This is a genomic window from Pseudomonas beijingensis, assembly GCF_030687295.1.
In the GTDB taxonomy this organism is placed as follows: Bacteria; Pseudomonadota; Gammaproteobacteria; order Pseudomonadales; family Pseudomonadaceae; genus Aquipseudomonas; species Aquipseudomonas beijingensis.
Genome location: NZ_CP117425.1, coordinates 2,792,454 through 2,806,990, shown reverse-complemented (window position 1 = coordinate 2,806,990; position 14,537 = coordinate 2,792,454). Strand labels below are relative to the sequence as shown.

The 14,537-nt window shown below is 62.6% G+C and carries 11 protein-coding genes and 3 pseudogenes; 5 read left to right on the top strand and 9 right to left on the bottom strand.

Features of this window, described 5'->3' with window-relative positions:
• Nucleotides 1-130 precede the first annotated feature (130 nt).
• From PSH84_RS12755 to PSH84_RS12740, 4 genes and pseudogenes are all read left to right on the top strand, one after another.
• Entirely contained in the window at nt 131-1,903 is a 1,773-nt protein-coding gene (locus PSH84_RS12755; protein WP_305470269.1) for an N-acetylglutaminylglutamine amidotransferase, read from the top strand.
• A 3-nt stretch (nt 1,904-1,906) separates the two neighbouring features.
• Nucleotides 1,907-3,652, top strand: a pseudogene (ngg, locus tag PSH84_RS12750) (N-acetylglutaminylglutamine synthetase).
• Between the two features lie 200 nt (nt 3,653-3,852).
• Nucleotides 3,853-5,043 carry an osmoprotectant NAGGN system M42 family peptidase gene (locus PSH84_RS12745; RefSeq protein WP_060738614.1) on the top strand — a complete coding sequence of 397 codons (1,191 nt, stop codon included), beginning with the start codon at nt 3,853-3,855 and terminating at the stop codon, nt 5,041-5,043.
• A 182-nt stretch (nt 5,044-5,225) separates the two neighbouring features.
• Nucleotides 5,226-5,453, top strand: coding sequence for a YheU family protein (locus PSH84_RS12740; protein ID WP_003199186.1), 228 nt, complete (start codon nt 5,226-5,228; stop codon nt 5,451-5,453).
• Here PSH84_RS12740 and csrA read toward each other — a convergent pair.
• The 3 genes from csrA to PSH84_RS12725 form a co-directional block, all read right to left on the bottom strand.
• Nucleotides 5,442-5,642 carry a carbon storage regulator CsrA gene (gene csrA / locus PSH84_RS12735; protein WP_060738615.1) on the bottom strand — a complete coding sequence of 67 codons (201 nt, stop codon included), beginning with the start codon at nt 5,640-5,642 and terminating at the stop codon, nt 5,442-5,444. The genes PSH84_RS12740 and csrA overlap by 12 nt on opposite strands.
• Before the next feature lie 151 nt (nt 5,643-5,793).
• A complete protein-coding gene (locus tag PSH84_RS12730) occupies nt 5,794-6,126 on the bottom strand; it encodes a YnfA family protein (protein ID WP_122569070.1) in 333 nt (110 codons plus the stop codon).
• A gap of 57 nt (nt 6,127-6,183) precedes the next feature.
• Nucleotides 6,184-6,999, bottom strand: a complete 816-nt coding sequence (locus tag PSH84_RS12725) for an SDR family oxidoreductase (protein WP_305470267.1) — start codon at nt 6,997-6,999, stop codon at nt 6,184-6,186.
• Between the two features lie 229 nt (nt 7,000-7,228).
• Here PSH84_RS12725 and PSH84_RS12720 point away from each other — a divergent pair, with 229 nt between their 5' ends.
• Nucleotides 7,229-7,381 (top strand): DUF3309 family protein, encoded by a 153-nt coding sequence (locus PSH84_RS12720; protein ID WP_003183939.1) that lies wholly within the window; start codon nt 7,229-7,231, stop codon nt 7,379-7,381.
• A gap of 63 nt (nt 7,382-7,444) precedes the next feature.
• Here PSH84_RS12720 and PSH84_RS12715 read toward each other — a convergent pair whose 3' ends face one another.
• The 6 genes and pseudogenes from PSH84_RS12715 to PSH84_RS12690 all read right to left on the bottom strand — a co-directional run bounded on the left by PSH84_RS12715 (nt 7,445) and on the right by PSH84_RS12690 (nt 14,534).
• Complete coding sequence (locus tag PSH84_RS12715) at nt 7,445-9,538, bottom strand: LTA synthase family protein (protein ID WP_122568984.1); 2,094 nt, start codon at nt 9,536-9,538, stop codon at nt 7,445-7,447.
• Between the two features lie 385 nt (nt 9,539-9,923).
• Nucleotides 9,924-10,332, bottom strand: a pseudogene (locus PSH84_RS12710) (hypothetical protein).
• 14 nt (nt 10,333-10,346) lie between these two features.
• Nucleotides 10,347-11,550 (bottom strand): annotated as a pseudogene (gene ccmI, locus PSH84_RS12705) (c-type cytochrome biogenesis protein CcmI).
• On the bottom strand, nt 11,543-12,016 hold the full coding sequence (locus PSH84_RS12700) for a cytochrome c-type biogenesis protein (protein ID WP_122568987.1): 474 nt from the start codon (nt 12,014-12,016) through the stop codon (nt 11,543-11,545). The pseudogene ccmI and the gene PSH84_RS12700 overlap by 8 nt, the downstream one beginning before the upstream one ends.
• The gene (locus PSH84_RS12695; RefSeq protein ID WP_072408483.1) at nt 12,013-12,549 is read right to left on the bottom strand and encodes a DsbE family thiol:disulfide interchange protein; all 537 of its coding nucleotides are present in this window, start codon (nt 12,547-12,549) and stop codon (nt 12,013-12,015) included. The genes PSH84_RS12700 and PSH84_RS12695 overlap by 4 nt, the downstream gene beginning before the upstream one ends.
• A complete protein-coding gene (locus PSH84_RS12690; RefSeq protein ID WP_122568988.1) occupies nt 12,546-14,534 on the bottom strand; it encodes a heme lyase CcmF/NrfE family subunit in 1,989 nt (662 codons plus the stop codon). Before PSH84_RS12690 ends, PSH84_RS12695 begins: the two co-directional genes overlap by 4 nt.
• Nucleotides 14,535-14,537: the final 3 nt, after the last annotated feature.

Sequence of the window (14,537 nt, the reverse complement as noted above, 5' to 3'; positions counted from 1 at the left end):
GCCCCCACCCGCCGGCTTATAACGCATCGATCTAAAACTCACAGCAAATCCCCCCGGTCAGTTTCAGGGTGCACGCCATTTCGGCCTGCGTTGCTTGACCCCTCCCCAACGGAAAAACCGGTAAGGACTTATGTGCGGATTAGCTGGAGAGTTACGTTTCGATCAACAACCTGCGGACCTTGCGGCCGTAGAGCGAATCACCCATCACTTGGCCCCTCGCGGCCCTGATGCCTGGGGTTTTCATAGCCAGGGGCCGATTGCCCTGGGCCATCGGCGCCTGAAAATCATGGACCTGTCGGACGGCTCGGCTCAACCGATGATCGACAACCAACTGGGCCTGTCCCTGGCCTTCAACGGCGCGATCTACAACTACCCGGAACTGCGCGCCGAGCTCGAAGCCCTGGGCTACACCTTCTATTCCGGTGGCGACACCGAAGTACTGCTCAAGGGCTACCACGCCTGGGGCGAAGCGCTGCTGCCCAAGCTCAACGGCATGTTCGCGTTCGCCATCTGGGAGCGTGACGCCAAGCGGCTGTTCATCGCCCGCGACCGCCTCGGTGTCAAGCCGCTGTACCTTTCGCGTACTGGCCAGCGGCTACGCTTCGCCTCGGCATTGCCGGCGCTGCTCAAGGGCGGCGACATCAACCCGATGCTCGACCCGGTGGCCCTCAACCATTACCTGAATTTCCACGCGGTGGTCCCGGCGCCCCGCACCTTGCTGGCCGGTGTTGAAAAACTGCCGCCCGCCACCTGGATGCGCATCGAAGCCGACGGCACCACCGAGCAGAAAACCTGGTGGACCCTGCCCTACGGCCCTCGGGCCGACGAACAGCACCTGAACCTGGAAGACTGGATCGACCGCGTGCTCGACAGCACCCGTGAAGCCGTCGCCATTCGTCAGCGCGCCGCCGTGGATGTCGGCGTGCTGCTGTCCGGCGGCGTCGATTCAAGCATGTTGGTCGGTCTGTTGCGGGAGGTGGGCGTGGAAGACCTGTCCACGTTCTCCATCGGTTTCCAGGATGCCGGCGGCGAGCGCGGTGACGAGTTCCAGTATTCGGACCTGATCGCCAAGCACTACGGCACCCGCCACCACCAACTGCGCATCGACGAAAAAGAGATCATCGAGCAACTGCCCGCGGCGTTCCGCGCCATGAGCGAGCCGATGGTCAGCCACGACTGCATCGCCTTCTACCTGCTGTCGCGGGAAGTGGCCAAGCATTGCAAAGTCGTGCAAAGCGGCCAGGGCGCCGACGAGCTGTTCGCCGGTTACCACTGGTACCCGCAGGTCGATGGCGCCAGCGATCCTTACGCGGCTTATCGCGCTGCGTTCTTCGACCGCAGCTATGAAGAATATGCCGCTACCGTGCAGCCCAACTGGCTGACGGCCAATGACGCGGCCGGCGACTTCGTCAAGGAACATTTCGCCCAGCCTGGGGCCGATGCCGCGGTAGACAAGGCCCTGCGCCTGGACAGCACCGTGATGCTGGTGGATGACCCGGTCAAGCGCGTCGACAACATGACCATGGCCTGGGGCCTGGAAGCACGCACGCCGTTCCTCGACTACCGCCTGGTGGAGCTTTCGGCCCGGGTTCCGGCGAAGTTCAAGCTGCCCGATGGTGGCAAGCAGGTGCTCAAGGAAGCCGCCCGACGGGTGATCCCCAGCGAGGTGATCGACCGCAAGAAAGGCTATTTCCCGGTGCCGGGCCTCAAGCACCTGGAAGGCGACACCCTCGCCTGGGTTCGCGAGCTGCTGCTGGATCCGAGCCAGGATCGCGGCCTGTTCAACCCGGCCATGCTCGACCGCCTGCTCACCGACCCCAACGGCCAGCTCACGCCGTTGCGCGGTTCGCGGCTGTGGCAACTGGCCGCGCTGAACCTGTGGCTCAGCGAGCAAGGAATCTGATCGATGAAACCTCATGCAACCGTTCACAATCAACGCCTCTTGCGTGGCCAGGCGCCCTCCTACGAACGCCTGCAGGCACGCCTGGCCGAAGACGGCAGCGAATTGGGCGCCGACCCGATCGCGGTGCATTGCGGCTGGGGCCGATTGCTGATCGGCCACACCTTCCCGGACCCGGCGAGCCTGGCCCAGGAACTGCTCAACGAACAACCCGGTGAACGCGACATTGCCTTGTACGTGGCCGCGCCCCAGCAAGTGCTGGGGTTGGAGCCGGCGCAACTGTTCCTCGATCCGTCCGACACCTTGCGCCTGTGGTTCAGCGACTATCGCCAGTCCACCCGGGTGTTTCGCGGTTTCCGGATTCGCCGGGCCCAAAGCGAGACCGACTGGCAGGCCATCAACCAGCTCTACCAGGCCCGGGGCATGCTACCCATCGACCCGCTGCGACTGACCCCGCGTCACGAGGGCGGGCCGGTCTACTGGCTGGCCGAAGACGACGACACCGGTGCGGTGATCGGCAGCGTCATGGGCCTGAATCATCAGAAGGCCTTCAACGACCCGGAGAACGGCAGCAGCCTTCTGGTGCCTGGCCGTCGACCCGCAATGCCCACGGCCCGGCGTGGGCGAAGTGCTGGTGCGTCACCTCATCGAGCATTTCATGAGCCGTGGCTTGAGTTACCTCGACCTGTCGGTGCTGCATGACAATCGCCAGGCGAAAAACCTCTACGCCAAACTCGGCTTTCGCAACCTCTCGACCTTCGCCATCAAACGCAAGAACGGCATCAACCAGCCGTTGTTCCTCGGGCCGGGACCCGAGGCGCAGTTCAATCCTTATGCGCGGATCATTGTCGAAGAAGCTCACCGTCGAGGCATCGAAGTGCAGGTGGACGATGCCGAGGCCGGCTTGTTCACCCTGGTCCATGGCAGCCGCCGGTGCGCTGCCGCGAATCCTTGAGCGACCTGACCAGCGCCATCAGCATGACCTTGTGCCAGAACAAAAGCCTGACCCACAAGGTGTTGAAAAACGCCGGCCTGAACCTGCCGGCCCAACAGTTGGTGGGCAATGCCGATGACAATCTGGCGTTCCTCGATGAGCACGAACGGGTGGTGGTCAAGCCGCTGGACGGGGAACAGGGCCAAGGCGTGGCGGTGGATCTGCGCACCATCGAGGAAGTGCAGAGCGCCATCGAAACGGCTCGGCAGTTCGATAGCCAGGTGTTGCTGGAAAGCTTCCACGAAGGGCTGGACCTGCGCATCCTGGTGATCGGCTTTGAAGTGGTGGCAGCGGCGATCCGGCGTCCGGCGGAGGTGATCGGCGACGGTCGGCACACCATTGGCGCGTTGATCGAAGCCCAGAGCCGCCGACGGCAGGCCGCCACGGGCGGCGAAAGCAAGATCCCGATGGATGCCGAGACCCTGCGCACACTTAACGCGGCGGGCTTCGACTACGACAGCGTGCTGCCTGCCGGGGAACACCTGTTCGTCCGGCGGACGGCGAACCTGCATACCGGCGGCGTGCTGGAGGATGTCACCGCCATCCTGCATCCGACCCTCGTCGATGCGGCGGTGCGCGCCGCGCGGGCGCTGGACATTCCCATGGTCGGCCTCGACCTGCTGGTGCCAGCGGCCGATCAGCCCGAGTACGTGTTCATCGAAGCCAACGAACGCGCCGGCCTGGCCAACCACGAACCCCAGCCCACCGCCGAGCGTTTTGTGGATTTGTTGTTTCCCCATAGCCAGGCGGTGGCCTAGTAGAGATGCAGTGCCTGATCTGGCCCCATCGCGAGCAAGCTCGCTCCCACATGGGATTGCTGGTGTCTACAAATTCTGTGTTCACCGCAGGACCTCTGTGGGAGCGAGCTTGCTCGCGATGAGGCCTGTTCAGGCACCGTCACTCAACAGTCGGACACACTCATCGAAACCATCGATGTGCTCAACCATCAGGAGTTTCCATGATCAGTAAAATTCCAGAACCGGATCTCGAATACCTGCAGAAAGTCCTGCTGGAAATGCTCGCCATTCCCAGCCCGACCGGCTTTACCGACACTATCGTGCGCTACGTCGCCGAGCGGCTCGAGGAGCTGGGTATCGCGTTCGAAATGACCCGTCGCGGCACGATCCGCGCCACGCTCAAGGGCCGCAAGAGCAGCCCCGACCGGGCCGTGTCGGCACACTTGGATACCATCGGCGCCGCAGTGCGGGCCATCAAGGACAACGGGCGCCTGACCTTGGCCCCGGTGGGTTGCTGGTCCAGCCGGTTTGCCGAAGGCAGTCGGGTCAGCCTGTTCACCGACACCGGCGTGATTCGTGGCAGCGTGCTGCCATTGATGGCGTCCGGGCACGCGTTCAACACCGCAGTGGATGAAATGCCCATCAGTTGGGACCACATCGAATTGCGCCTGGACGCCTATTGCGCCACCCGTGCCGATTGCGAAACCCTGGGGGTGGGCATCGGCGATTACGTCGCTTTCGATCCCCTGCCGGAATTCACCGAAAGCGGCCACATCAGCGCCCGGCACCTGGACGACAAGGCCGGGGTCGCGGCGCTGCTGGCGGCGCTCAAGGCGATTGTCGACAGCGGCGAAGAGCTGCTGATCGATTGTCACCCGCTGTTCACCATCACCGAGGAAACCGGCAGCGGCGCCGCGGCCGCGCTGCCCTGGGACGTCAGCGAATTCGTCGGCATCGATATCGCACCCGTCGCCCCCGGCCAGCACTCGAGCGAGCATTCAGTCAGCGTGGCGATGCAGGACTCCGGAGGCCCCTACGACTATCACCTGTCGCGGCACTTGCTGAAACTGGCCAAGGAAAACGACATCTCGGCACGCCGCGACCTGTTCCGCTACTACTTCAGCGACGCGCATTCGGCCATCACCGCCGGCCACGATATCCGTACCGCCCTGCTCGCCTTCGGCTGCGACGCCACCCATGGCTACGAACGCACCCACATCGACAGTCTGGCCGCCCTCAGCCGCCTGCTCGGCGCCTACATCCTCAGCCCACCGGTATTCGCCAGCGACGCGCAACCGGCCCAAGGCTCCCTGGACCGCTTCAGTCACCAGATCGAGCACGATGCACAGATGGAAAGCGATACCCGGGTGCCGTCGGTGGATAGCCTGGTGGGGCAGCGGTCGGATAGCTGATCCAGCCTTTCACTGCCTGGAATATCGCCATCGCGAGCAAGCTCGCTCCCACAGGGCTCCACTGAAGCCGTGTGGGAGCGAGCTTGCTCGCGATGAGGCCCGGACAAACAACCGCAAAACCCAGGCTAGCCGCAAAAGCCCATTGGCCGTAGCATCGCCCCATTGTCTAGCCGAGGTACCCCATGCTCATCCCCCACGACCAACTCGAAGTCGACACGCTCACTCGCCTGATCGAGGATTTCGTGACCCGCGACGGCACCGACAACGGTGACGACACGCCCCTGGAAACGCGGGTTCTACGGGTCCGGCAAGCGCTGACCAAAGGCCAGGCGCTGATTGTCTTCGACCCCGAAAGCGAACAGTGCCAACTGATGCTCAAGCACGACGTGCCCAAGCACCTATTCGACTGAACACGCCTTGCGGGCGGCGTGGGCCTTTTTCCTCTGGATCTTTTCATAGATTTCGGAGCGATGGACATCGACGTGCCGTGGCGCTTCCACGCCAAAACGCACGGTGGTGCCGCTGACCGACAGCACACGGACGGAAATATCGTCACCGATGGAAATCAACTCACCCACAGCGCGGCTTAATACGAGCATGGTTCTTGTCCTTAAGAATGTCTGGACCCTGACCATGCCCGGCCTGCTTTCCGTTCTCAAGACACCGGCGAGAATTCAGTAAGGCCCTACAAGCAAAGTTCTTGCGACTGAAGGAAACTTCCTGCAAAACCCTGCCGGAGCGTAGGTTATTTCAGGACGCCGAGAACCGCGGGCCGAATAGAATCACGCTCGCCCCCAACACGCAAAGCGCCACGCCAACCCAGTCGGAACCCAGTGGCCGGACCCGCTCCACCACGGCCAGCCAGCCGATCGAGGCAATGATATAGATACCGCCATAGGCGGCGTAGGCGCGCCCGGCGTACGTTGCTTCGATGCGGGTCAGCAACAGGGCGAACAACGTCAGGCTGAGCAACGCCGGGGCGATCCACCAGGCGCTCTTGCCCTGGCGCAGCCACATCCAGAAGGCGTAGCACCCGGCGATTTCAAACAGCGCGGCGAGAAAAAACCACAGGTAATTGAGCATGCAGATGTCCATCAGGAAGGCCGAATGGCGCCATCCTGAGGACATCGAGCAGCCAGGTCAATTCAGGTTCTGCCGGGCCTTGGCGCGCATCTTGTCGGCCATGGCAGTCATTTCGTCGTACAGCAATTGTGGGTTTTTCTGCTTGAGGGCCCACGCCATGCGCCCCTGTTCATGGGGCAGGATCATGAACTGACCCTCGGCGACCTGCTGATAAATGTAGTCGGCAATGTCGGCGGCGCTGATCGGTGAGCTTTCCAGCAACTTGCCCACCTGGGCTTTCATGGCCGGGGTCGGGCCACGGAAGGAGTCCAGCAGATTGGTCTGGAAGAACGACGGGCATACCACGTGTACGCCGACTTCCTGCTGCGCGAGTTCCACCAGCAGGCTTTCCGACAACGCCACGACGCCCGCCTTGGCCACGTTGTAGTTGCTCATGGCCGGCCCCTGCATCAAGGCGGCCATGGAGGCGATGTTGATGATCTTGCCGCGGCTTTTTTCCAGCAGCGGCAGGAACGCCTTGCAACCCTTGACCACGCCCATCAGGTTGATCGCAATCTGCCAGTCCCAATCCTCCAGGGAGAGTTCACTGAAAAACCCGCCCGAGGCAACGCCGGCGTTGTTGACGATGACATCGATGCCGCCGAGTTTTTCTTCGCAAGCCTGGGCAAACGCCGTCAATTGGCTGTAGTCGCGCACATCACAACGCTGGATGAAGCCGTCGCCACCGGCAACGCGCACCAACTTGAGCGTTTCCACAAGGCCTGGCTCGCTGACATCCGATAAGGCCAGCTGCCAGCCCTCGCGGGCCCAGCGCAGCGCGATTTCGCGACCCAGGCCGGAGCCGGCGCCAGTGATCATCATGCGATTTTGCATAGCAAACAGCCTTGTTCCGGGAGAGATAGGCCGAGTGTAGCGAAGGCGCCTGCCGGACCCACGCTCCATCAGATTGCTGAATGGCAAGGGCAAACCGCAGACGCTATAAAAACTTTGAATTTTTTACCGGACGTTACGGTCGGACATATGAAGCCGCCCGGATTTAACGCATGCGTGCTGGTAGTTGGAAGTTGCATCACTCCAAAACTGACCAATAAGGAAATCTACAATGGGCACAATACTTATCATCATCCTGATCCTCCTGCTGATCGGTGGTCTTCCGGTCTTCCCGCACTCCAGAAGTTGGGGTTACGGTCCGTCCGGTATCATTGGTGTAGTGTTGGTGGTGCTGTTGGTCCTGCTATTACTGGGCAAGATATAAACCACTAAGTAAGCGCAAAAAAAAAGAGGCCTTTGCAGGCCTCTTTTTTATGCTCGCCGTTTATCAGTCCGGCTTGCCGTCAACGACGCCGGCGGTGTTATCCAGCAGGCTTTTGGTCGCGGTTTGCAGGAACGATTCGAGCTTGAGTTTCATCTCGGCAGTGTCCGGCGCATCCGGGATGATTTGCGCATGGGGGTTGGTGCCCAGTTCATAGCGGTACATCTTCGGCGGCATTTCCTTTTCCTTCGGCAGGACCAGGATTTTGTCGTCGCGAATGATCGCCGTCGTCTGTTCACTGCCCGACGGCTTGATCACGCCAAAACCGGTGTCGCCTTCCGGCAGGTTCAACAGGTCCCGGCCCCAGCACTGGTTCCGTACCTGCCCACCAAGGCGGCCCATGATGGTCGGCACGATGTCGACCTGGGTACCCACGGTGTGGCTGCGCTGGCCGAATTTTTCCTGGATGCCCGGGCCGATCAACAGCATCGGCACGTTGAAACGGCCCAGGTCCATTTCGGTGATCTGGCGCTCATTGCCAAAGCCATGGTCACCCACCACCACGAACAGGGTTTCCTTGAAGTAAGGCTCCTTGCGGGCTTTCTCGAAGAACTGGCCCAGCGCCCAGTCGGCGTAGCGCATGGCCGTCAAGTGTTCGTTCAGGCTGCCACGGTCGGTGACCGGCTCCACCGGCAATGGTGTCGGCAACGCATAGGGCGTGTGGTTGGACAGGGTTTGCAACAAGGCATAGAACGGCTTGCCGTTCTCCCGCGCCTTGAGCTCGATCAGGCCACGGTCGAACATGTCCTGGTCGGACACGCCCCAGGTCGGATCGGAAAACACCGGGTTCACGAAGTCGTTACGCCCGATGAAGTTGGTCATGCCCTGGCTGCTGAAGAACCCCGACTGGTTGTCCCAGGCGAAATCGCCGTTGTAGACATACACATCGTCGTAGTCACGGGCGCTGAGCAGTTGCGGCAAGCCCGACAGCTTGTGGCTGCCCTCCGGCGTCTGCATCAGGTATTCGAAACCCGGCAGGTTCGGGAAGCACGCCATGGTGGCGAACATGCCCTGGTGGGTGTGGGTGCCGTTGGAGAAGAAACGGTCGAACAGCAGGCCTTCCTTGGACAGTTTGTCCAGGTAAGGCGTGATGTTGCCCGGCGCGCCCAGGGCGCCCACCGAGTGACCGGCCATGCTTTCCATGAGGATCACGACCACGTTCTTGATCGGCAGGGTCTTGTCCGCCGGCGGCGTGTAGTCGCGGCGCACGGCGGCTGTCTCGGTGTCCACGAGTTTGTCGTCAGGCATCACCAGCATGTCACGCACGGTCTGCTGTGCCAGCGGTTGCTCGAGGGTCGCTTTCCAGATGTTGTCACGGTCTTCGGACATCCGACTCTTGGCCGCCGCCACCAGCGACAACGTGCCATTGAGGCCCAACTGGTTGGCGAAGTTCGAATCGGTGGTGTAGACGTCCCCCCAACGCAGCGGCGGACCTTGACGCAGGGTGCCGCGCGCAGCGGCCACGGCCACCAGCAGGCAAACCATGAACACCGCGACACGCCCGTACCACGGCGCGATCTGCCGGGTGCCGATAGTGCCGCCACTGAACGGCCCACGGGGACGAGTGGCGCGGTCGGCGCCCTTGAACGCCAGGGCGAGGATGAGGGTGCCGCCGACCCAGGCCAGCAGGTAGCGCACCACCGGGAAACCGTACCAGAGCATGCTCATCACGGTTTTCGGGTCTTCCTTGACATACTGGAAGACCAGGCCGTTGAGGCGCTGGTGGAATTCACGATAGAAGTCCATCTCCATCAAGCCGAGGAACAGCGCGATGCTGGAGGTGACGGTCAGCCAGAAACGAAAAAAACCGCGGGCCGCCATGGCCCTTGCGCTGAACAACGCCAGCAGCAACGGGATGCAGAGGTAGACCACCAGGCGCAAGTCGAAGCGCAGGCCGTTGGCGAATGCTTCAACGAACGTCGAGGCCGGGGTGTCGAGAATCATCTCGCGGTTGTAGACCAGCAGCGCCACGCGCACCAGGCTTAACATGACCATCATCACCAGGGCACAAAGCAACGTGTAGGCCAGGTGCGATTTGACGGTCGGTTGCAGCAGGCGATGCGTAGTGCGCTGCTGACTCAGGGCGTCCGGGATTGCCATGTCGTTTAAGGACCCTATTGGAGTTAAGTGACAAAAGAGAAACAACGGCGCGCCCTCTATTGGCCAAAGCCTGGCCCGGGGCTTGCGCGAGTGCGCAAATGTTGCACGAACGGCTATGGCATTGCCATTAAATAACCGGCGGCGATATGAGCGCGGGGGATTGTCCGCAAGATTTAGTGAAAATTTCGTTCAAAGAATATCCGGAAACACAAAAAAGCCCGGCCGGTTGATGAAGTTGAGCCGAACGCCAGTGTGGCAAAAGGATTTATCTGTGGGAGCAAAGCTTGCTCGCGAAACAGGCGCCTCGATTTCTGAAAGACCGCATCGCCTTTATCGCGAGCAAGCTTTGCTCCCACGGATGCCCTCTGGCTCCAGGGGCCTGTGCTTAGTGGAATTGCCGCCCCAAGCCTGCCGGTACGCCTTCGATGGTGGTGTCTTCCCCATGGGCCATTCGGGCTGACGGAACGGCTCCAACCGTTGTTCCAGCGGTAATAGGTCCGCTGGCGATAGAACGTGTTCGTCTGGTTGTCCAGCACATAGACCCCCAGCTTGGCGTCCCAATGGCTGTTGCCCCCCGGTGGCGGGGCGAAACTGGCGGAGGTGCGCGGCAGCGGCTTGGACGGTTTGTTCGGGATGACCGGCTTGCCTGGCGGGGTGGACGGGGTCGGCTTGGTGGTCGGGGTCGACGGTGGAATGGGTGGCAGCGGCGCCGAAGGCTCCGGCGGACGCTGGACCGCACAAGCGCTCAGGCCCATGACGAGCGTGAGCAGGGTGATACGAGCGATGGCGGTCATGGTGCGAATTCCTGTTATTTGTCCGGGCTGTCGATGGTCAATTGCTGTTGCGCCGTGGTGCTGCTCGCCAGGGGCTGGCTGCGGCCGATCCACTCACCCGCGGTCGGCTGACCGGCCCCGGGAGATACGCGCCATCAGTTGGACTTCGGGGAAGTTCGACAGTTTCAACTGCGGCATCATGGCGTCCGCGTCGCTCAGTTCTACCGTGACTGGCAGATCGGCCACCGTCAGGCGTTTGGCGGCCAACGGTGCCGGCGGACCGGAAACGGCGCGGGCGAAGATGAACACGCTGTCGCCCGGCTGCACCTTGGCCTTGAGGGCCGGCGCCAGGTCGACGCGGACCTTGAGCAGGGCTCCGGTCTTGGCCACCGGGGCCTGGGCGACTTTGCCGCCGCTGGCTTGCAGCTTCTCGGTGGCACGGGTAATGCCGCCCTGCAGCGCCTCACGGGATTTGTCACCTTCCGGCAGTTGCGCGAGCAAGCGCCCCCAGTAATCGATCGCGTCCTGATAGCGCTCGCCTTCAAACGCGGCGATGCCCAACAGACCGAGGCTGGTGACTTCCTTCGAATCGAGCTTCAGCGCTTCGTCGGTCAAGGCCTGGACTTTATCCGACCATTTCTTGCCATCGGCGAAATACTGCGCCTGGGCCCACTGGCCCAGCAGTTCCGGTTGGCGACCGGCGACCGCCACGGTGCGTTCGAAGATCTTCGCCGCATCCGCCGGGCGATCCTGGGCCATGTAGGTGCGGCCGAGAAAATATAGGCCCTCGGCATTATCCGGCTGCGCCGCCACCGCGCGCTCCAGGCGCAGGGTCATCTCTTCCATCGACTGCGGCGCCTGGGCGAATTCACGGGTCAGTTCGACCTTGTCACTGGCACCGAAATGCAGGTACAGCGCCAGGCCCAACACTGGCACCAGCACGGCGGCGAGCAACGGCAACGGCTTGCCCAACCGGGACTCGCGCGGCACATCGGCGCCCTCGGTGTCGGCGAGCAGCTCACGGGCGGCTTCGGCGCGACCGGTGTCCAGTTGCGCGGCGTTGAGCACGCCCTCCTCCCGCTCGGCCTGCAACTCGGCGACACGTTCCTGGTACAGCGCCACGTTAAGCGCGGTGCGGTCCTCCTCGCGTTGAGCGCGACGACCACGCAGTACAGGGATCAACAGAAAACTCAGGGCAACCAGAAGAAGCAGACCTGCGGCGAGCCAGAAATCAATCATGCTTGGTTTTATCCAACAGTTGGTCGAGGCGCTGGCGCTCTTCGACAGAAAGCGTGTCCGGGGCGGCCGTGCGCTGGACCCGGCGCCGACGGACGATCACCGCGATGAGCACGAAACCACCAAGCAACAGCCCGGCGGGGCCGAACCAGAGCAGCGCGGTCTTGGAGGACAGGGCGGGGTTGTAGCGCACGAACTCACCGTAGCGATCGACCATGAAGTCGATGATCTGCTGGTTGTCCTTGCCCTCGCCGAGCATGCGAAAGATTTCCTTGCGCAGGTCGGCGGCAATCGGGGCGTTGGAGTCGGCGATGTCCTGGTTCTGGCACTTGGGGCAGCGCAGTTCCTTGGTCAGTTCGCGAAACCGCTCGCGCTCGCCATCGTTGGCAAATTCGTAGGTGTCGATGGCGGCCTGCGCCACACCGACCAGGCTCAAACCGAGGATGGCGGCGGCTAACCAGCGCTTCATGGCTTGGCCTCGTCCACCAGGGCCTGGTACTTGGCGGCCAACTTCTCGCGCCAGACCTGTTCGTCGATCACACCGACGAACTTGTCGCGGATCACGCCCTTGGCATCGATGAAGAAGGTTTCCGGTGCGCCATAAACGCCCAGATTCAGGCCCAGGGAGCCGTCTTCGTCACGAATGTCCAATTGATACGGATTGTGGAACTCGGCCAGCCACTTCAAGGCATCGGCATTGACGTCCTTGTAATTGACGCCGTAAATCACCACGCCGTTCTGGGCCAGCTTGTTCAGCACCGGGTGCTCGACCCGGCAGGAGATGCACCAGGTGCCCCATACGTTGACCAGCGCCGGCTTGCCCAGCAGGTCGGCGCGGGTCAGGGTCTTGTCACCTTGCACCGAGGGCAGGGAAAACTCCGGGAACGGCTTGCCGATCATCGCCGAAGGCAATTCGCTCGGGTTCAAATACAGCCCCCGGTACAAAAACACCGCCATCAACAGGAACAGCGCCAGCGGCAACACCATCAACCAACGTTTCATGCAGTGGCTCCCGTCACGCCCAGGGCTTCACGCACCCGGTTTTTCACCTTGACTCGATAACGCCGATCCAGCGCCGCCAGCATCCCACCCAGGCCGGTGAGCAAGCCACCGAACCAGATCCAGCGCACGAACGGCTTGACGTGGACCCGCACCGCCCACGCGCCATCACCCAGGGATTCGCCCAGCGCCACGTAGAGGTCGCGGGTGAAACCGGCATCGATCCCGGCTTCGGTCATGACCGAGTTCTGCACGGTGTAGAGGCGTTTTTCCGGATGCAGTACGGTGATTTCCTGACCGTTGCGAATGACCCGTACGGTGCCCTTGTCGGACGTGAAATTCGGCCCCTCGAAATGTTTGGCGCCCTCGAACACGAACTGGTAGCCCCCCAGGTCCATGGACTCGCCCGGCGCCAGGCGCAGGTCACGCTCGGCGCTGTTCTGGCTGGACAGCACCACGCCCAACGCGCAGACAGCGATGCCCAGGTGAGCGATCTGCATGCCCCAGTAACTGCGGGTCAGGGTCGGCAGGCCTTTGATCAGGCCTTTGTGGCGGGTCTTGTCGAAGATGTCCCGGACACCGGCCAGCAACACCCAGGCCGCCAGCACGAACGTCGCCAGCACCGCCCAGTTGAAGTCGCCATAGGCCACGCCGGCCACCACGGCCAGGGCGGCCGTGCCCAGCAGCACCGGGGTCAACATGCCCAGCAGCCACTTGACCGGAGTGTCTTTCCAGCGCACCAGCATACCGATGGCCATCACCACCATCAGGATCGCCATCAGCGGGATGAACAACGCGTTGAAGTACGGCGGGCCGACTGACAGCTTGGCGCCGGACAGCGCATCGAGCACCAGCGGGTACAACGTCCCCAGCAGGATCATCGACGCGGCCACCACCAGCACCAGGTTGTTGCCCAGCAGCAGGGTTTCCCGTGACCAGAGGTTGAAGCCGACCTGGCTCTTGACCACCGGCGCACGCAGGGCGAACAGCGTCAGCGAACCACCGACGACGAACAGCAGGAACATCAGGATGAACACCCCACGCTCAGGGTCCGAGGCGAAGGCATGCACCGAGGTCAGCACGCCGGAACGCACCAGGAACGTTCCCAGCAGGCTCAGGGAGAACGCCGCGATGGCCAGCAGCACGGTCCAGCTCTTGAACACCCCGCGCTTTTCCGTGACGGCCAGGGAGTGGATCAGCGCCGTGCCCACCAACCAGGGCATGAACGAGGCGTTTTCCACCGGGTCCCAGAACCACCAGCCGCCCCAACCGAGTTCGTAGTAGGCCCACCACGAACCGAGGGTGATGCCGATGCCGAGGAAGGCCCAGGCGACGATGGTCCACGGGCGCGACCAGCGTGCCCACGCGGCGTCGAGGCGACCGCCAAGCAACGCAGCGATGGCGAAGGCGAAGGCCACGGAAAAACCGACGTAGCCCATGTAGAGCATCGGCGGGTGAACGATCAGGCCGATGTCTTGCAGCAATGGGTTGAGGTCGCGACCATCCATCGGCATCTGCGGCAGGATGCGCTTGAACGGGTTGGACGTGACGATCAGGAACAGCAGGAAACCGGTGCTGATCATGCCCATCACCGCCAGCACACGGGCCAGCATCACCTGAGGCAACTGCCGGGAAAACACCGAGACCGCGAAGGTCCAGCCGGCAAGGATCAACGCCCAAAGCAACAGCGAGCCTTCGTGGGCGCCCCACACGGCGCTGAACTTGTAGTACCAGGGCAAGGCGCTGTTGGAGTTGCTGGCGACGTACTCCACGGAAAAGTCGTCGGCCATGAACGCATAGGTCAGGCAACCAAAGGCGAACAGCATGAAGGCGAACTGCCCCCACGCCGCCGGCTGGGCCAGGCTCATCCACAAGCGGTCGCCGCGCCAGGCCCCGAGCAAAGGCACCACGGCCTGTACCAGGGAGAAACACAGGGCCAGGATCATCGCCAGGTGGCCCAACTCGGGAATAAAGATGCCGGTAGTCATCGA